The sequence below is a fragment of the Methylobacterium sp. 092160098-2 genome, from assembly GCF_028920805.1.
Lineage (GTDB): Bacteria > Pseudomonadota > Alphaproteobacteria > Rhizobiales > Beijerinckiaceae > Methylobacterium > Methylobacterium fujisawaense.
Window position 1 is genome coordinate 3,920,564 of the sequence record NZ_JAQPZJ010000001.1, and the last position, 18,221, is coordinate 3,938,784.

Consider the following 18,221-nt stretch of genomic DNA (forward strand, 5'->3'; position numbering starts at 1 on the left):
GACCTGCACTAAAAACCGTCTGGACGGTATGTAACGGATGGCGTAGGAACGCGCCACGCATTTCGCACGAGCCGCGCCGACACGGTCGATCGCATGAGCCGCATCGTCTTCCGTCCACCCCCATCCGTTGTACTGGTGTTAACCGCGCTCGCGTCGATCGGGTGCGCACGGGCCGAACCGGACGCCGCGCTGGATCCCGCGATGGCGCGCGTGCGGGTGGTGCAGGCACGCCGTACGCCTCAGGCGCTCGAGGTCGTGGTGACCGGCGACATCCAGGCCCAGGCGCAGGTCAACGTCTCGTTCCGGACCAACGGCAAGGTGGCCGAGCGGCGGGTCGAGGTCGGGGATCACGTCACCGCCAATCAGGTCCTCGCCGTTCTCGAGCCCCTGACCCAGCAGGCGAATCTCGACAACGCGAAAGCCGCCCTCGCTTCGGCCGAGGCACTCCTGACCCAGGCCAAGATGTCCTTCGAGCGCCAGAAGCAACTTCTTGCCGGCGGCTTCACCACGCGCTCGACCTACGACAATGCCGAGCAGGAGCTGCGCACGACACAGGCGGCCGTCGATTCGGCGAAGGCCGCTTTGGGAACCGCGCAGGAGCAGTTCTCCTATACGGAACTGCGCGCCGGCGTGGCCGGTGTCGTGACCAGCCGGAGCTTCGAGGTCGGCCAGGTGGTCCAATCGGGGCAGACCGTTCTCGTGATTGCGCAGGACGGCCCCCGGGATGCGGTCTTCAATGTCTACGAATCGCTGCTGGCCCAGCCGCCGGCGGGCGACACCATCGCGGTCGCGCTCCAGTCGGATCCGGCGATCACCGCGGTCGGGACCGTGCGCGAGATCTCGCCGACGGTGGATGCGGCGAGCGGCACCGTCCGGGTCAAGATCGGACTCAAATCGACTCCGGCCGCGATGGGGCTGGGTGCCGTCGTGGTCGGCCGCGGACGCTTCGCGCCCCATGAAGCGGTGATCCTGCCCTGGTCGGCGCTGTACCGCTACGACGGGCAACCGTCCGTCTGGATCTACGACCCCGACCGGCGGACAGTCTCGGTCCGCGCCGTCGAGATCGACCGCTTCGGGCCCGACATCATCGCGCTGAAGCGCGGCGTCGAGCCGGGCGAGCGCGTGGTCGTCGCCGGCATCCAGTTCCTGCGCCCCGGTCAGACCGTCGCGGCCGCCGAGATCGGAGCTCGCCCGTGAAGGCGCACACGTATCTCGCCCTGAGCCTCGTCGCGGCAGCGCTGGCGGCCTGCAACGGGCACGGCGAGGAGGGCGGCGAAGCCGCGGCAGCGGCCCCGATACGTCCGGTGCTCACGCAGGTGGTCGTGCCGAGCGACACCGTCATGTTCGGGCCCTTCGCCGGCACGATCGAGCCGCGCTATCAGGCGCAGCTCGGCTTCCAGATTCCCGGCCGCATGGTGGCGCGGGACGTGACGATCGGCGACCTCGTCACCCGGGGCCAGCGCCTCGCGGCCCTGGACACCATCGTGACACGCTTCGACCTGACCCGTGCCGAGGCGGACCTCGCCGATGCGAAGGCGCAGGCCGAGAACGCCGAGGCCGCCGAGGCGCGGACCCGGCGCCTGATGTCGGGCAACAGCGTCGCCCAGGCCACGCTCGACCAAGCGGTTGCCAAGCGCGAGACGGCCCGGGCGCGGGTGGACCAAGCTATGTCCAGCCTGCAGAAGGCCCGCGACCAGATGGGCTACACCGAGCTGAAGGCCGAGTTCGACGGTGTCGTGACCCAGCGCCTCGCCGAGGTCGGCCAGGTGCTCACCGCCGGCCAGGGTGTCGTGACCGTGGCGCGGCCGGACGTCCGCGAGGCCGTGGTCGACATTCCCGAGGTCTATGTCGGAGCGTTGCCGGCGGACGGCGTCTTCACCGTCGCGCTCCAGAGCGCCCCGGAGCTCACGGCGCGCGGGCGCGTCCGCGAGATCGCGCCGCTCGCCGAATCGGGGACGCGCTCCAAGCGTATCCGGATCAGCCTCGACCAGCCCGGCCCGGCCTTCCGGCTCGGCGCGACCATCAACGTGTCGCTGACGCGGAATGTCTCGCCCACCGTGCTGCTGCCGGCATCGGCACTGCTCGAGGACGGCGGCCGCCGCTCGGTCTGGGTCGTGTCCGCCGACGGGAAGTCCGTGTCGCGTCGCGACGTGACCGTAGCGGCGGCGCGGGACAACGCGGAGGACGGTCGCATCGCGGTCGTCGATGGGCTGAAGGCCGGCGAACGCGTCGTGGTCGCGGGGGTCCATGTCCTTAAGGAAGGCCAGGCCGTGCGCCTGGCCAACGGCGCCGTCTGATCCGGCCGCACGGGGTTTTCGCGTGAAGGATTTCAACCTTTCCGACTGGGCGCTCGAGCACCGCTCGTTCGTCTGGTTCCTGATGCTGGTCTCGCTCGTGGCGGGCGTGATGGCCTATGGCCGCCTCGGCCGCGAGGAGGATCCTCCGTTCACCATCAAGACGATGGTCGTGCAGACGACTTGGCCGGGCGCGACCATCAAGGATACCCTCGATCAGGTCACCGACCGGGTCGAGAAGGAACTCCAGCAGCTCAACGGCCTCGACTACGTCCGCAGCTACACGACCCCGGGATCCTCCACAGTCTTCGTGAATTTCCGCGACACCCTGAAGAAGGGCGAGGTCCAGCCCGCCTTCTACCAGGTCCGCAAACGTCTCGGGGATATCAAGGGCCAGTTCCCGGACGGTGTGCAGGGGCCGTTCTTCAACGACGAGTTCGGCGACGTCTACGGCAACGTCTACGCCTTCACGGCCGACGGCCTGACTCACCGGCAGTTGCGCGACTACGTGGAGAGCATCCGCACCGATGTGCTGCGCGTGCCCGATATCGGCAAGACGCAGCTGCTCGGCACCCAGGACGAGACCATCTATCTCGACTTCTCGACCCGGAAGCTCGCCGGTTACGGCATCGATCTCCAGGCCCTGATCAAGGCGCTTCAAGCGCAGAACGCCGTCTCGGCATCCGGGGTCGTTCAGGCCGGACCGGAGCGCATTTCGCTGCGGGTCAGCGGCTCCTTCGCCTCCGAAGCCTCGCTTCAGGACTTCAATCTGCGGGTGAACGATCGCTTCTTCCGTCTTGCCGACATCGCCGAGATCAGCCGCGGCTACGAGGATCCGCCCGCGCCCCTGTTCCGGGTGGACGGCAAGCCCGCGATCGGGCTGGCCATCGCGATGCGTCCGGGCGCCAACCTGCTGCATTTCGGTGAAGCGCTGAAGGAGCGCATGCGGCGGATCGAGGCGACGCTGCCGGTGGGCGTCGGCGTCCACCTCGTTTCGGATCAGCCCAAGCAGGTCGAGCATGCGGTCGGCGGCTTCACCGAGGCGCTGGTCGAGGCCGTGGTCATCGTGCTGGCCGTGAGCTTCGTGAGCCTGGGCATCCGGGCCGGCCTCGTCGTCTCGGTGTCGATCCCCCTCGTGCTGGCGATCGTCTTCGTGGTCATGCAGATCATGGACGTGACCCTGCAGCGCATCTCGCTCGGCGCGCTGATCATCGCGCTGGGCCTGCTGGTCGACGACGCCATGATCACCGTCGAGATGATGGTCGCGCGGCTGGAGCGGGGCGACACGCTGCGCAAGGCCGCCACCTTCGCGTACACGTCGACGGCGTTCCCCATGCTGACCGGAACGCTGGTGACCGTGGCGGGCTTCCTGCCGATCGGCTTCAACGGCTCCGGCGCGGGCGAATACACCTACTCGCTGTTCGTGGTGATCGCCGCATCGCTGCTGGTATCGTGGGTCGTGGCGGTTCTGTTCGCCCCGCTCGTCGGCGTCACGCTGCTGCCGAAGACCATGAAGCACCACACGGAGAAGCGCGGCATCTTCACGCGCCTGTTCATGGCGGCCCTGCGCGTCGCCATGCGCTGGCACTGGACGACGGTGGTGGCCTGCCTCGCGCTGATGGCGGCCGCCATCGTCGGGATGGGGCATGTGCAGCAGCAGTTCTTCCCGTCCTCGGACCGCTCCGAGGTGCTGGTCGACCTCACCCTCCCGCAGAACGCCACCATCGCCGAGACCAGGGCGCAGATGGACCGGTTCGAGACGAACCTGAAGGGCGATCCGGACGTGTCGAGCTGGTCGTCCTATGTCGGTCAGGGCGCGGTCCGATTCTACCTGCCCCTCGATCAGCAGCTCGCCAACGCCTTCTTCGGTCAGATCGTCATCGTCACGAAGTCGCTCGAGGTGCGCGACCGCGTGATGGCGCGTCTCCAGACCATCGCCCTGCGCGACTTCGTCGGCACCGACGTGCTGGTGCAGCCCCTGAGCCTCGGACCGCCCGTAGGCCGACCGGTGCAGTACCGCCTCAGCGGCCCGAACATGGAGACGGTGCGCCGCCTCTCGCTCGACCTCGCCAACGTGGTGGCCGGCGACAAGCGGCTCGACGTGCCGACCTTCGACTGGAACGAGCCCGGCAAGGTGCTGCGGGTCGAGATCCTTCAGGACAAGGCGCGTCAGCTCGGCGTCACCAGCCAGGACGTCGCCGGGATCCTCAACGGGATCGAGGGCGGCCAGGCGATCACGCAGGTCCGGGACTCGATCTATCTGGTCAACGTCGTCGGCCGCGCCCGCGCGGTGGAGCGGTCTTCGCTGGACACCCTGCAATCGCTGCAGGTCGGTCTCGCGAACGGCACCGTGGTCCCCGTGCTCGCCTTCGCCCGGATCGGCTACGATCTCGAGCAGCCGATCGTCTGGCGCCGCGACCGTCTGCCGACCGTGACGGTGCGCGCCACGATCCACGACGCGACCCAGCCGGCCACCATCGTGGCCGCTCTGCAGCCCGGCATCGACGCCTTCATCAAGGCGCTGCCGGAGGGCTACACCGTCCAGACCGGCGGCGCCGTTGAGGAATCCGCCAAGGGCCAGGGCCCGATCGCGGCCGTCGTCCCGGTCATGCTGCTCGCCATGGCGTTCCTGCTGATGATGCAGCTCCAGAGCTTCGGCCGGATGATCCTCGTCTTCACCGTGGCGCCGCTCGGCCTGATCGGCGTCGTGCCGGCCCTGCTCCTGTTCGACAAGCCGATGGGCTTCGTCGCCATCCTGGGCATCCTGGCGCTGATCGGGATCATCATCCGCAACGCGGTCATCCTGGTGAGCCAGATCGAGGAGTTCCGGGCCGAGGGGATGGCCCCCTGGGAAGCGGTCTTCGAGGCGACCCACCACCGCATGCGGCCGATCCTGCTGACGGCAGCCGCCGCGAGTCTGGGCCTGATTCCGATCGCCCGGGAGGTCTTCTGGGGTCCGATGGCTTTCGCCATGATCGGCGGGATCCTGGCGGCGACTTTCCTCACGCTCCTGTTCCTGCCGGCCCTCTACATCGGCTGCTACCGCATCCGCCCGGATGCGGGCGCCCGTCCGGCGGCCCACGCCGGTTGATCGCCCGGCTCACGCGATCGCAGCGCCCGCGGGTGCTGCGAGAAACGGTCGGCCCGCCCCTCCGCCCCCTCAGGGCGGGCCGACCGTGACGAAAGCTTGATCGCGGGCCGCGGCCCGTCATCGGAAACCTTGCGGTCGCTTGGCGCGTAGGGTGCGGCGAGAACGAGGACCGCCCCATCCATGAACGCCTTCATCGCCGTCGTATTGGTCTGCGCCAACGGCCTGGCACAGGATGCCTGCACGGACGCCCAGGCCCTTGAGGTCCGCAAGGTCCGAGTTGCCAACGAGCTCGGATGCGCCACCGGCTGGCAGGAAATCATCGCCCGCACCGAGCGCCGCGACGAGATCGGCAAGACCGCCTACCTCAAGACCGAGTGCCGCCGCGTGAAGGACCCGCAGTGACGCCCGCGCCGCGCGGCTACTTGTCGTACTTGATGTAGGCGAAGCGCGGATCCGCGGGCGTCCCTTCGAGGCCCTGTCCCTCCAGGGCCGGCTGCCAGGACACGACCTCCTCGATTTTCCGGGCGAGGGCGAAGTCCTTCTCGGTGATGCCTTTGGCGGCGTGGTTCATCAGCCGGACCTCGACCCAGGCATAGGACGCCGTGATGTCGGGATGATGCCAGGCTGCTTCGGCGAGGTGACCCACGGTGTTGATCACCATCAGCGTGCCCTTCCAGCCGGCCGTCTTGTAGGTGCGGCGGATCCAGCCATCCTCCAGGCGCCAGGCGGGCAGTTCGGCCTTCAGCCGCGCCTCCACGGTCGCCTCGTCCAGAACTCCCTCGCCTCGCTCAGTCATGATCGCATGTCTCCCCTGATGGCGTCTCGGTCGAGGGTGCCGCCGCAGCCGGTTGCGCGCAAGCGTGTTCCGCACGGTGGACGGAAACCGGTGTGAGCCCTATGACCTTTTTCCAATGGCGTCCCGTTCATGCGGCACGTCAGTCTACCGCCGTCGAAGACTGCGTAATACGATGGGAGAAGGCGTGATGCTGTCACGGCGCGCGATGCTCGCCGGCGGCCTGCTGGGCGGCCTCGGCCTGCGGGCGGCGCGCGCGGACGTGCCGACCATCCGTCTCGGGAGTCTGCCCTTCGGGACGTCGACCTGGGAGGCTGCGGTGATCAAGGCCCGCGGCCTCGACACCGACAACGGCTTTCAGCTCGATGCCGTGAAGCTCGCCGGCAACGACGCGGCCCGCATCAGCTTCATCGGAGGACAGGTCGATACGATCATCGGCGACCTGCTCTGGGCCGCCCGCCTCGGCAATGACGGGCAGGCGGTGCGCTTCATCCCGTACTCGACCTCCGAGGGCGGCGTGATGGTACCGGCCGGGAGCGCGGTGAAGAGCCTCAAGGATCTCGCCGGCAAGCGCCTCGGGGTGGCCGGCGGTCCCCTGGACAAGAACTGGCTGCTGCTCCGGGCGCAGGCGAAGGACGCGGCCGGAATCGACCTGGAGCGCGAAGCCGAGATCGCCTACGGCGCGCCCCCGCTGATCACGCTGAAGCTGGAGCAGGGCGCCCTCGACGCAGCGCTCACCTACTGGACCTACTGCGCCCGCCTTCAGGCGAAGGGGTTTCGCCAACTGGTCGGTGCCGAGGACATCATGCACGCCCTCGGCGTCCCCGGTGACGTGGCGCTGATCGGCTACCTGTTCCAGGACACCACCGTGAAGGAGAAGCCCGCTTCCGTGGCGGCCTTCGCGCGGGCGTCGCGGGCGGCCAAGGACATCCTGGCCTCGGATCCGACCGCGTGGCAGATCGTGCGCCCGCTGATGGCGGCCGAGGACGATGCGACCTTCGAGGCGCTCAAGCGCAACTTCCTCGCCGGCATCCCGCGGCGCCCCGTGGCGGAGGAGCGCGCCGATGCCGAGAAACTCTACACCGTGATGGCGCGGCTCGGCGGAGCGCGCCTCGTCGGAAAGGGCGACGCACTGCCTCCCGACCTGTACTACACCGGTCGCAATGGGTGATGCGCCGGCCCAGCGGGCCACCGTTGCAGCGGTCCAGACAATCGGGATCGCCTGGGCGTGCTGACCCGCATCGCGTCTTTGGTCGTGCTCCTTGCAGCCTGGCAGTTGGCTGCACTCGAGGCGGGATCGCGCCTGCTGCCGGCGCCGCTGGCGGTGCTGCGCTTCATCGTTCAGGAGGCGGAGCGCGGCGACCTCGCACACAATGTCGGCATGACGCTGCTCCGCGTAGCGATCTCATTCACGGTGGCGATGCTTCTCGGCGTCGTCCTCGGCGTCGCGCTCGGACGCTCGAAGGTCACCGATCTCACGCTCGACACGCCGCTTCTCGTCCTCCTCAACACGCCGGCCCTGGTGATCACCGTACTGGCCTATGTCTGGGTCGGGCTCACCGAGACCGCGGCGATCCTGGCGGTGGTCCTCAACAAGCTCCCGAATGTCGCGGTGATTGTCCGGGAAGGGGCCCGTAATCTCGATCCCGGCCTCGACGAGATGGCCCGCGCCTATCGGCTCGACCGGCTTACCTGGGCCCGCGACCTCCTGATCCCGCAGCTCCAGCCCTACATCGTCACGGCGGCGCGGTCCGGCCTCTCCCTCGCCTGGAAGATCGTGCTGGTGGTGGAACTGCTCGGTCGTCCCGACGGAGTCGGCTTCGCGATCAACTATTACTTCGTCCAGAGCACCGACGTGGCGGCCATCATCGGCTACAGCCTCGTCTTCATGGCCGTGATGATCGGCATCGACGTCCTCCTGCTGCAGCGGCTCGAAGCCTATGTCCGTCGCTGGCGCTGAGCCCGTTCTTCAGGTCGCGATCGCGTCGAAATGGTATCGGCCGCGCGATGCCGAACCGGTCGAGGCGGTTCGCAACCTCGAATTCGAGGTGGCAGCCGGGGAAATCGTCTGCCTGATCGGGCCGTCGGGCGCCGGAAAGACCACGACGCTGCGGATCCTGCTCGGCCTCGATACCGCGTTCGAGGGACGCGTCTCCGGGGCGGAGCGGGCCGGTATCGTATTCCAGGAGCCGCGGCTGCTCCCCTGGCGCAGCGTCGAGCACAATGTCCGCCTCGGGCTCCCTCGGGCGCGGCGCGGGCTCGACCTTGACGGCTTGTTCGCGCAGCTCGGCCTGACGGCATGGCGGGCCAGCTATCCGAAGGCGCTCTCCCTGGGGATGCAACGCCGCGTGGCACTGGCGCGGGCCCTGGCCGACGGGCCGCGGGTGCTGGTCCTCGACGAGCCCTTCGTGTCCCTCGACGATGCCGCCGCCGCCGAGCTGCGCGGCCTCGTGGTGGATACGGTGGATCGGTCCGGCATGAGCGTCCTGATGGTGACCCACAACGTCGCCGAGGCGATCGGGATCGCCGACCGTCTGCTGCTGGTCTCCCGGCGCCCGGCGGGTCTCATCGCCGCCGTGTCCCTCGATCGACCGCGCCGGGAACGCGACCGCGCCTGGGCCGAGGCGACCCGGGCGAACCTCGCAGCGCAGCATCCGGAGATCATCGCGCTGTAACCTCCGCAACGGGCCCGCGTGATCGCTTGAGCAGCGACGTTCGACGCAGGCCGTTCCGCGGTCGACGACGAACGCTCCGACAGCCGGCGCGACAGCTTTCAGCCTTGGGCTGTCTCGGCTCGGTCCAGTTCGAGAGCCAAGCCCGATCGGCGAGACGGGAATCTACCCGACCGGCCGCAGGCCAGATCGCGCGGCGGCAACGTCTGCGACGTTGCCATACTCGACCGGCATGCAGGTCAGCGCCTGGGCGGCGGCGAGCGCAGCCTTCGCGAGACGGAACGCGCGCATGGGGCTTCCTCAAGGCCGGTCGTCCGGCTGCGACAGCCCGGAGACCGGTCACGGTCGCCTCAGTTCGCCTTCGCCTCGACGTCCAGCCGGTCGAGCACGGCCGCCGGCGAGCGCGCCGCGCCGAGATCGATGAAACCGATCCCGGCGGGCTCTTTGGACTTCGCGTGCACCACAAGCTTGCCGGGCTTCATCACGAACTGGCCCATGGCGGCGCCGATGCCCTTGGCGGCCGCGCTGTTGCCCAGGATGATCGGCACGCCGAGCAGGCTGGCGGTGACGTACTCCTTGCGCAGCTCGTCCGGCTTGAGGCTGAGATCCTTCGATTGCGCGGCCAGGAAGCGCTCGAACAGGCCCGCGTTCTCCACCGTCAGGTCGAGGGCCTTGGCGCTTCCCGAAAACATCACCATCGTCGCGGCCGGCAGGGTGCCGGAGAAGAGCTCGGGCCCGATACCGCCCAGCGTGCCGGATAGCCGGACGGTGCCGATGTCGCGACCCGACACCGTCACCTCGCGCAGGGCAAGGTCGCGGGCCTTCTCATCCAAAGTGGCGTCGGCCACGAGGTCGAGGTCGAGATCCCGGTAACCGTAAACCGGCAGCATGCCGATGATCGGCGCGCCCGCCACGAGATCCGCCGGCAGGTTGAGGCCGGAGAGACTGAGGCGGGTCGCGCTGGGCACGCCGTCATTCGGCGCCCCCAGAGCGAGTGTGGCCTCGCGCAGGGCGATCCGGCGGACAGGCCGGGGCGATACCGACAGGGCGAGGGGGTCGGCGGCGGTGTCGCCCGTCCTCGGATCTGCCGGCCTGCCAGGCCCCGCCCGGCCAGAGTCGAAGAGGCCGCCGCGGGCCGGAGCCCGACCATCACGCGGCGGCGCCCGCTCGGGTTCGCCCTCGGGCGGCAGCTCGATCGACAGGTCGCTCAGGGTCAGATTGCCGAGCTTGGGCGTCAGGCGGCGCATCTCGATATCGGAGAAGCCGGGCCCGGCCGTCGGCTCGGCGGCGATCCCCTGGAGGGCCGCGACGGTCGGCACCAGCGAGGTCCCGAGGACGGCGAGGCGACCGACATGGACACGCAGGCTGCCGCGCGACAGCGCCAGGTTGTCCAGGACGGTGCTGCCCTCCGACCCGGCGGAGGTGTAGGCGGCCCGGCCGATCTCGAACAGAACCGGCCCCTTCGGATCGGAGTCGCTGACGCTGAGGCCCTGCATCTCCAGGCTGCCGACGGCGGTGGCGGCGATGAGATCAGCCGCCGCGGCGGCCAGGGGACGCCGGTCGCTGGAGCCATCGAAACCGCCGGCCACGATCGCGAAGGCGCCGCTCCAGCCGTCGGGGATCTGCCGGCCGCCGAGATCACGCCCGTCGAGGCGTGCGATCTTCACGGTCGTGCCGCGCGCGTCGGAATAGGTCACGTCGGAGACCTGGATGGTGCCGTAGACCCGTTGGACCGGTCCCTTGCCGTCGCCCGGAACCGTGTACAGCCGGCTGAGGGCCGCCAGATCCAGATCCGTGGCGCGCACCTGCCCGTAGGTTCCGGAACCGCGGTTCGGCCCGGCGACGGAGCTGACTGTGGCGCCGGCCGCCGTCAGTTCCCCGACACGGCCGGCGCGGATGTCGCGGGCGACCACATCGCGGTAGGTGACGGTCTGCCGGTTGTCGCCGGGACCCGCATTCTCGGAGGTGAGGACCGGGACGGTGAGGCTGCCCGCATCAAGCCGGGCGAGCCGCTGCTCCCAGGGCACGTTGGAATCGGGCCGCAGGATCGCGGCGAGATCCTCCTTGGAGAGGCGCGTGCCGCTCGCCGTGAGCTTCGGGGCCTTCAGCAGCGTGCCGCCGAGCGGGATGACCACGTCGGTGACCGTCACGTCCTGGACGGCGGCGGCGCCCTCCTGCGCGGCGAGTGGCGCGGGGGCGAGGCCGAGGAGGACGAGCATACCGGTTATCGCCCAGGCCGACCGGAGGCGGAGGCGGGCCTTCGGGTGGTTCATGGCTGCATCCGGACCAGGGCTCGCGCGGGAATTCCCTAGCCGTGCCGGGTTTTTTGAGGCGAGGCAATCAGGCATGCCGGCCCGGGCGACCGTGCCGGCACCGGTGTCGTATGGACGCAACGGCGCGGATGCGCCGGGCGGGTCGCTACAACGAGAAGGAGGTGCCGCAGCCGCAGGAGGCGGTGGCAAGCGGGTTCTCGATCTTAAAGGACTGGCCGATCAGATCGTTCACGAAGTCGATCGTGGAGCCGTTCATGTACTCCATCGAGATGGGGTCGACGATGACGGTGGCGCCGTCGCGCTCGATCGCGACGTCCTGCGCCTCACGGGTGCGGGCGATGTCGAAGGCATACGAGAAGCCCGAGCAGCCGCCGCCATTGACGCTGATCCGCAGCGACGAGCCGGCCGGCTCAGCCCCCATGATCTCGTTGATGCGCTTGGCCGCGCGGGCGGTCAGGGTGATATCAGCCATCAGTCTCTGGCCACGCAATCGTTCGGTGGACGGCGCACCCCGCCTGTTGCCGAGGGCGTCCCGGCCCACAAGATATGAGGCGCAAGCCCGCGCCGCAACGCGCCGGGCGAGGAGCCGTCATGAGCAGGGTGCGTGAGTTTGCGAGCGGATGCCGTGCGACGCAACGGTGAGCGCTGGCGCGCGGCTTACGCCACCGATCCGGCCCGCACCCGGGGACGCCTGATCCCCGAGGCCGGTTCGCCGACCCGCAGCGACTTCCAGCGGGACCGGGACCGGATCATCCACTCGACGGCGTTCCGGCGGCTGAAGCACAAGACGCAGGTCTTCGTGCATCACGAGGGCGACCATTACCGCACCCGCCTCACCCACACCCTCGAGGTCAGCCAGATCGGCCGGGCGCTCGCCCGCGCCCTCGGGCTTGACGAGGATCTTGCGGAGGCGCTGGCCCTCAGCCACGACCTCGGCCACACCTGTTTCGGCCATACCGGCGAGGACGCCCTCGACGCCTGCATGGCCCGCTACGGCGGGTTCGACCACAACGCCCAGGCCCTGCGGATCGTCACGCGGCTGGAGCGGCGCTACGCCGGCTTCGACGGGCTGAACCTCGCCTGGGAGACCCTGGAGGGCCTCGTCAAGCACAACGGCCCGCTGCTGACGGCCGACGGCCAGCCGACGCCCCGCTACGCCGCGCGCGGCATCCCGGCGGCGATCCTGGAATACGATGCGCTGAACCCCCTCGACCTGTGGAGCCAGGCCGGCCCCGAGGCCCAGGCGGCCTCCCTCGCCGACGACATCGCCTATGCCGCCCACGACCTCGACGACGGGCTGCGGGCCGGCCTGTTCGAGATCCCGGAGCTGCGCGCGGTCCCGTTCCTGGCCGGGCTGCTCGACGAGATCGACCGGCTGCATCCGGGCCTGGAGCCCTCGCGCATGATCCACGAACTCGCCCGGCGGGTGATCACCCGCTTCGTCGAGGACGTGATCCGCGAGGGCGGACGCCGCATCGCCGAACTGGATCCGCGCCGCGTCGAGGACATCCGGAATGCGGATCAGGCGGTCATCGTCTTCTCGCCGGAGATTGCGGCGGCCGATGCCGATATCATGCGCTTCCTGTGGGACCGCATGTACCGGCATCCCGGCGTGGTGGCGGTGCGGAAGAAGGCCGACGCCATCGTCAACGACCTGTTCGCCGCGTTCACCGCGGCGCCGTCCCGGATGCCGGAGGAGTGGAGCGCCGGTCTCGAGGAGGCCAGCGATGCACGGGTCGCCCGCCGGGTCGCCGACTACATCGCCGGAATGACCGACACCTATGCGGTCCTGGCGCATCGCAAGCTCTACGCGACGACGCCGGACCTGCACTGGGAATTGCCCAGCCGGGGCCTGCCCCTCGCCGAGCCCTGAAGGCCCGGCGCGGGATGGGTTGGGATCAGCAGCCGCAGCCGCAGGTGAAGCTGCCGTAACACCCGCCGTAGCCACCGCCGTAGCCGTAGCCGCCGTAGGCCGCCGGGTAGCCGTATCCGTAGCCGCCATAGGCGGCCGGGTAGCTGTAGCCGTAGCCGCCGTACCCGTAACCACCATATCCGTAGCCGCCGTAGACGCTCCCGGCGGCGAGCCCGAGCCCGAGGCCGATCCCCGCACCGGCCAGCCCGTAGCCGAGGGCCCGTCCGTAGCCGCGGCGATAGCCGTAGCCGTAGCCGCGCCCGTAGAAGCCGCGGGCCGCGTAGCCGCCCCGGTAGCCGTAGCCGCCCCGGAAACCACCGTGGACGCCGCCGTGGAAGCCGCCGCCGTGGAAGCCGCCCGCCTCCGCACCCGGCGCGGCCAGGATCAGGGCGCAGAGCGCCGTACCCGCAATCGTCAAGGTCTTCATCAGTAACTCCGCGATCGGCCCACGCGCGATCGTCGGCGATGACACAGTGTCGTCCCGGCCAAAACAAGCCGAACACTGCGCGATCCGTATTCGTCGCGTGGGATAACGTGGGAGCGCCGCGCGCTTGGTTACCGGACCGATGCCGGGAATGTGGGCTCCTCCAGGCCGGCGAACCGCTCGGCGCCGTGACACCCTCCCGCCCCCTTGCTAGACCGCCCGGGCGGGCACAGGCCGGACGGGCCGGGCGACGAGACCCCCGCGCAAGCGAGATCGAGACCCATGAACATCTTCGCCCTGTTCGAGGCGCGCGTGCGCGAGGCCGTGGAGGCGCTGACCCGCGCCGGCCATCTGCCCGAGGGCCTCGACCTGGGCCGCGTGGTCGTCGAGCCGCCCCGGGACGCGGCGCACGGCGACCTCGCCACGAACGCGGCGCTGGTCCTGGCCAAGGAGGCGCGGGCCAACCCGAAGGCGCTGGGCGAAGCCCTGGCGGCGGAACTCCGCGCCGATCCGCGGATCGTGGAGGCGAGCGTCGCCGGGCCCGGCTTCATCAACCTGCGGCTCGACCCCGCGATCTTTCACGCGGTCGTGCGCGACGCGCTCTCCGCGCCGGAGGCGTTAGGCCGGGCGGAGTTGCCCGGCGGGCCGATCAATGTCGAATACGTGTCGGCCAATCCCACCGGGCCGATGCATGTCGGCCATGGCCGCGGCGCGGTGTTCGGTGACGCCCTCTCCAATCTGCTCGTCGCGGCCGGCAGGCAGGTGACGCGGGAATATTACATCAACGATGCCGGCGCTCAGGTCGATGTGTTGGCCCGCTCCGCCTTCCAGCGCTACCGCGAGGCTCTGGGCGAGCCCTTCGCCATCGCGGACGGCCTGTATCCGGGCGACTACCTCAAGCCCGTGGGCGCCAAGCTGGCGGAGACCCATGGCCGCGCGCTCCTCGACCAGCCCGAGGCCGCGTGGCTTCCCACGGTGCGCGAGACCGCGCTGGACATGATGATGACCATGATCCGGGCCGATCTGGAGGCGATCGGCATCCGCCACGACGTGTTCTTCTCCGAGCGCACGCTCCAGGAGAGCGGTGCCGTGAAGACGCTGCTCGCGGAGCTGCGCGCCAAGGGCCTCGTCTACGAGGGCCGCCTGCCGCCGCCCAAGGGCCAGCTGCCGGAGGATTGGGAGGACCGCGAGCAGACGCTGTTCCGCACCAAGGAATTCGGCGACGACAGCGACCGGCCGCTGCTGAAGTCGGACGGCTCGTACACGTATTTCGCCTCCGACATCGCCTACCATCGGGCGAAGTATCTCGCGGGCGCGACCGAGCTGATCGACGTCCTTGGCGCGGATCACGGCGGCTACGTGAAGCGCATGCAGGCTGCCGTGAAGGCGGTGAGCGACGGCGCGGCGACGCTCGACGTCAAGCTCTGCCAGCTCGTGCGGCTGTTGCGCGCAGGCGAACCGGTCAAGATGTCGAAGCGGGCTGGGGAATTCGTGACCCTGCGGGACGTGATCGACGAGGTCGGCCGCGACGCCATCCGGTTCATGATGCTCTACCGGAAGAACGACGCGACCCTGGATTTCGACCTCGCCAAGGTGGTGGAGCAGTCGAAGGACAATCCGGTCTTCTACGTTCAGTACGCCCATGCCCGCGTCCGCTCGGTGCAGCGGCAGGCGCGCGAGGCGTTTCCCGAGGCCGACCTCTCGGCCGCGGCGCTGGCACGCGAGGCGGACCTCGCGGTGCTGAGCGATCCGGGCGAGATCGAGATGATGCGCCTCATCGCCCAGTACCCGCGGGTTCTCGAATCCGCAGCCCTGGCGCACGAACCGCACAGAATCGCATTCCACCTCTATGAACTGGCCTCGGCGCTACATAGTTTCTGGAACAAGGGCAAAGACTTGCCGCAATTACGGTTTGTTAATGCAACCGACCGAAAGTCGACGTGGGCCCGGCTGGCGCTCATCGAAGCTCTGCGGAGCACGCTGGCGGCCGGCCTTGCGATTCTCGGTGTGACCGCGCCGGACGAGATGCGATAGGCCCGAGCGCATCGGGCCGGTCACCGGCGTTGATGTGAGGATGCTGCCATGACGAACGCTTCGCGCGCTCAGGTCGATCTGGACGCTTTCGCGCGCGATCTGCGTCAGGAGACGGGTCAGGCGCCGCAGGCGGCCAAGGCGGATCCGCTGGCGGAACTCGCCCGCATCGTCGGCCAGGACGATCCGTTCCGGGCTCTGCTCGCCGCGCGCGACGAGATGCGCGCCGTCGCGCCCGACACCCAGCCGCAGGCCGGCTGGAACGCCCGGGTGGAGCCGAGCTTCGCGCCGGAGCCCGCCAAGGCGACGCCGGCCGACGCGTTCGATCAGTACCTCGCCTCCGTGGAGCAGGACACGCATCGCGAAGGCGGCGCCTACGCGCCAGATGGCGTCGCGGTATCGAGCGGCGACGACGCTTATGCGGACAGCCACGCCCTGCATCGCGCGAATCCGCGCCGGCGCCTCGTCTCGGTCGGCGCCGGCGTCGCCGTGGTGGCGCTCGCGGTCACCGGTGCGCTCACCTACAAGGGCATGAGCAATTCGGGCCATGGCGGCGTGCCGGTGGTGCAGGCCGATTCCACCCCGCTCAAGGTCGCCCCGAAGGTGGCCGACGGTGTCGAGATCCCGGATCAGAACCGGCAGATCTACGATCCGAAGGGCAAGAAGGACGGCCAGATCAAGATCGTCAACCGCGAGGAGCAGCCCCTCGACGTGGCCGAGGCCGCGCGCGCGGCCCAGGGCCCGTCGCAGCCGACCGGCGCCCAGGGCGGCACGACGCCGGGCAACGGCCCGTTCGAAGCGTTCGGGGAGCCCCGCCGCGTCCGCACCGTCGCAGTCAAGCCCGAGGCGCCGCCCGCACCGCCGCCGCGGGAGCAGCAGGCCGTCGACGCCGGGCCGGCCCCGATCCCCACCATGGTTCTGCCCGGCGACGAGCCGCCGCCGGCAGCGCCCGCGAAGTCGAAGCCGATGCGCCAGGCCGCCGCCGCCATGCCGGCGACCACGGCCACGCCCGTCGACGCGCAGCCGGACGCCGCGGTCGAGCCGCCGGCTCCCAAGCCGGTGGCCGTGAAGCCGCCGCCGAAGGCCGCCCAGCGGATCGCCGCCGTCGCCCCGGCCGGGGCGGCCGCGCCCGACACCACCGCCAGCACTACCACCGACGACGAGGCCGTGAAGTCCGGCCCGGTCAGCGGCTTCTCGGTGCAGCTCGGGGTGCGCAGCTCCGCCGCCGAGGCGAAGGCCGCGTTCCGGCAGATGCAGGCCAAGTACACACAGCTCGCCGGCAAGCCCGAGCTGATCCGGCAGGCCGAGGTGAACGGCAAGACGATCTATCGCGTCCGCGTCGGACCCCTGGAGAAGGCTCAGGCCGCGAGCCTGTGCAGCGCTCTGCAGGGCGAGGGCGGCCAGTGCTTCGTGGCCAAGAACTGAGGTTCTGACGGAAAGCCGCGGTCGGGGCAGCGCTCCCGCCCGCGGTGATCCGCTCGGGCGCCCCGCCGACCGAGGCTCGCCGACCGAGGCTCGCCGACCGAGTCTTGCCGACCGAGTCTTGCAGGCCACACCGGCGGCGGCATCGCTCCGGCCTCCGCCCGGAGCCGCGGTTTGGTCTTGCCGGCTCCCCGTTCCCGCCCGACTCTGTCGCCATCGAGCCGAACCGCCCGGCGATCCCGCCGCCGTCTTCGCGCCGCCACCGAGCAGTTTCCGAGCCGTTCCTGATGACCTCCCGCGCCCTGATCCTCGGTTGCACCGGCTCGTCGCTCTCGGCGGAGGAGCGGTCCTTCTTCCGGGACGTGAAGCCCTGGGGCTTCATCCTGTTCAAGCGCAACATCGGAACCCCGGACGAGGTCCGCGCCCTCACCGGCGCGCTGCGGGACTGCGTCGGATCCGATCGCGCGCCGATCCTGATCGATCAGGAGGGGGGCCGGGTCCAGCGCATGGGTCCGCCCCACTGGCCGGCCTACCCGGCCGGCGGCCGCTACGGACGCCTGAACGGCAGCGCCGCGGCCGTCGCCCGCCTCGGCGCGCGCCTGATGGCGCACGACCTCGCGGAAGTCGGCATCAACGTCGACTGCGCCCCCGTCCTCGACGTGCCGGCGCCGGGCTCGCACGACATCATCGGCGACCGGGCCTACGGGACCAGCCCGGACAGGGTGGCCGAGATCGGCCGCGCGGTCGCCGAGGGCCTGATGGCCGGGGGCGTCCTGCCGGTGATGAAGCACATCCCGGGGCATGGGCGCGCCACCTGTGACAGCCACCACGGCCTTCCGGTGGTGGATGCGACGCGCGCAAATCTGGCGGAGCAGGATTTCCGGACCTTCCGGGCGCTCGCTCACCTGCCGATGGCGATGAGCGCCCACGTGGTCTTCACCGCCATCGACCCCGACCGGCCGGCCACCCAGTCCGCCATCGTCATCCGCGACATCATCCGCGGCGCGATCGGCTTCGACGGGCTTCTGATGACCGACGATCTCTCCATGCACGCGCTGACCGGCTCGTTCCGCGACCGGACGGAGCGCGCCTTCGCGGCGGGGATCGATATCGGGCTCCACTGCAACGGCGCCATGGACGAAATGCGCGCCGTGGCCGAAGCGGCGCCCGCGCTCACCGGAGAGGCCGCGCGCCGCGCCGCTTCCGCGCTGGCGCAGCTCGACCCCGCAGGCGACGGACTCGACGTTCCGGAAGCCCGGGAGCGCTTCGCCGCGGCCCTCGCCGCCGCCTGACCTGAGCCCCTTGCGGC

At 70.1% G+C, this 18,221-nt stretch carries 16 protein-coding genes; 11 read left to right on the forward strand and 5 right to left on the reverse strand.

All coding sequences use genetic code 11. The features are described 5' to 3' along the window. Window positions 1–93: 93 nt before the first annotated feature. The 4 genes from PQI07_RS18395 to PQI07_RS18410 all read left to right on the forward strand — a co-directional run bounded on the left by PQI07_RS18395 (window position 94) and on the right by PQI07_RS18410 (window position 5,787). Window positions 94–1,197 carry an efflux RND transporter periplasmic adaptor subunit gene (locus tag PQI07_RS18395; protein WP_043380805.1) on the forward strand — a complete coding sequence of 368 codons (1,104 nt, stop codon included), beginning with the start codon at window positions 94–96 and terminating at the stop codon, window positions 1,195–1,197. After that, window positions 1,194–2,297, forward strand: coding sequence for an efflux RND transporter periplasmic adaptor subunit (locus PQI07_RS18400; protein ID WP_043349154.1), 1,104 nt, complete (start codon window positions 1,194–1,196; stop codon window positions 2,295–2,297). Before PQI07_RS18395 ends, PQI07_RS18400 begins: the two co-directional genes overlap by 4 nt. A gap of 22 nt (window positions 2,298–2,319) precedes the next feature. After that, window positions 2,320–5,385, forward strand: coding sequence for an efflux RND transporter permease subunit (locus PQI07_RS18405; RefSeq protein WP_274927142.1), 3,066 nt, complete (start codon window positions 2,320–2,322; stop codon window positions 5,383–5,385). A gap of 180 nt (window positions 5,386–5,565) precedes the next feature. Next, on the forward strand, window positions 5,566–5,787 hold the full coding sequence (locus PQI07_RS18410; RefSeq protein WP_043380797.1) for a hypothetical protein: 222 nt from the start codon (window positions 5,566–5,568) through the stop codon (window positions 5,785–5,787). Between the two features lie 16 nt (window positions 5,788–5,803). Here PQI07_RS18410 and PQI07_RS18415 read toward each other — a convergent pair whose 3' ends face one another. Further along, window positions 5,804–6,181 carry a 4a-hydroxytetrahydrobiopterin dehydratase gene (locus PQI07_RS18415; protein ID WP_274927143.1) on the reverse strand — a complete coding sequence of 126 codons (378 nt, stop codon included), beginning with the start codon at window positions 6,179–6,181 and terminating at the stop codon, window positions 5,804–5,806. Window positions 6,182–6,368: 187 nt separating this feature from the next. Between PQI07_RS18415 and PQI07_RS18420 the strand changes: the two genes are divergently transcribed. The 3 genes from PQI07_RS18420 to PQI07_RS18430 are packed head-to-tail and all read left to right on the forward strand — an operon-like array spanning window position 6,369 to window position 8,853. Continuing rightward, on the forward strand, window positions 6,369–7,349 hold the full coding sequence (locus tag PQI07_RS18420) for an ABC transporter substrate-binding protein (RefSeq protein WP_274927144.1): 981 nt from the start codon (window positions 6,369–6,371) through the stop codon (window positions 7,347–7,349). Window positions 7,350–7,400: 51 nt separating this feature from the next. Continuing rightward, complete coding sequence (locus PQI07_RS18425) at window positions 7,401–8,138, forward strand: ABC transporter permease (protein ID WP_043349142.1); 738 nt, start codon at window positions 7,401–7,403, stop codon at window positions 8,136–8,138. Then, window positions 8,119–8,853, forward strand: a complete 735-nt coding sequence (locus PQI07_RS18430; RefSeq protein WP_053610698.1) for an ABC transporter ATP-binding protein — start codon at window positions 8,119–8,121, stop codon at window positions 8,851–8,853. The genes PQI07_RS18425 and PQI07_RS18430 overlap by 20 nt, the downstream gene beginning before the upstream one ends. 162 nt (window positions 8,854–9,015) lie before the next feature. Here the strand turns inward: PQI07_RS18430 and PQI07_RS18435 are convergent, their stop codons facing one another. The 3 genes from PQI07_RS18435 to PQI07_RS18445 all read right to left on the reverse strand — a co-directional run bounded on the left by PQI07_RS18435 (window position 9,016) and on the right by PQI07_RS18445 (window position 11,595). Beyond that, a complete protein-coding gene (locus tag PQI07_RS18435; protein ID WP_274927145.1) occupies window positions 9,016–9,141 on the reverse strand; it encodes a hypothetical protein in 126 nt (41 codons plus the stop codon). Window positions 9,142–9,200: 59 nt separating this feature from the next. Further along, the gene (locus PQI07_RS18440; protein ID WP_274927146.1) at window positions 9,201–11,123 is read right to left on the reverse strand and encodes an aq_1923 C-terminal domain; all 1,923 of its coding nucleotides are present in this window, start codon (window positions 11,121–11,123) and stop codon (window positions 9,201–9,203) included. Window positions 11,124–11,268: 145 nt separating this feature from the next. Further along, complete coding sequence (locus PQI07_RS18445) at window positions 11,269–11,595, reverse strand: HesB/IscA family protein (protein WP_043349135.1); 327 nt, start codon at window positions 11,593–11,595, stop codon at window positions 11,269–11,271. 153 nt (window positions 11,596–11,748) lie between these two features. On the opposite strand from PQI07_RS18445, the gene PQI07_RS18450 reads away from it, so the two are divergent. After that, window positions 11,749–12,996 (forward strand): deoxyguanosinetriphosphate triphosphohydrolase, encoded by a 1,248-nt coding sequence (locus tag PQI07_RS18450; protein ID WP_053610696.1) that lies wholly within the window; start codon window positions 11,749–11,751, stop codon window positions 12,994–12,996. Between the two features lie 25 nt (window positions 12,997–13,021). Here PQI07_RS18450 and PQI07_RS18455 read toward each other — a convergent pair whose 3' ends face one another. Continuing rightward, window positions 13,022–13,462: a hypothetical protein gene (locus PQI07_RS18455; protein WP_179696762.1), complete on the reverse strand. Its 441-nt coding sequence runs from the start codon at window positions 13,460–13,462 to the stop codon at window positions 13,022–13,024. 279 nt (window positions 13,463–13,741) lie between these two features. Here PQI07_RS18455 and argS point away from each other — a divergent pair, with 279 nt between their 5' ends. The 3 genes from argS (at window position 13,742) to nagZ (ending at window position 18,204) form a co-directional block, all read left to right on the forward strand. Continuing rightward, on the forward strand, window positions 13,742–15,493 hold the full coding sequence (gene argS / locus PQI07_RS18460) for an arginine--tRNA ligase (protein WP_274927147.1): 1,752 nt from the start codon (window positions 13,742–13,744) through the stop codon (window positions 15,491–15,493). A gap of 48 nt (window positions 15,494–15,541) precedes the next feature. After that, a complete protein-coding gene (locus PQI07_RS18465; RefSeq protein ID WP_274927148.1) occupies window positions 15,542–16,915 on the forward strand; it encodes an SPOR domain-containing protein in 1,374 nt (457 codons plus the stop codon). A gap of 284 nt (window positions 16,916–17,199) precedes the next feature. Continuing rightward, the gene (nagZ, locus tag PQI07_RS18470; RefSeq protein ID WP_274927149.1) at window positions 17,200–18,204 is read left to right on the forward strand and encodes a beta-N-acetylhexosaminidase; all 1,005 of its coding nucleotides are present in this window, start codon (window positions 17,200–17,202) and stop codon (window positions 18,202–18,204) included. The last annotated feature ends 17 nt before the right edge of the window (window positions 18,205–18,221 follow it).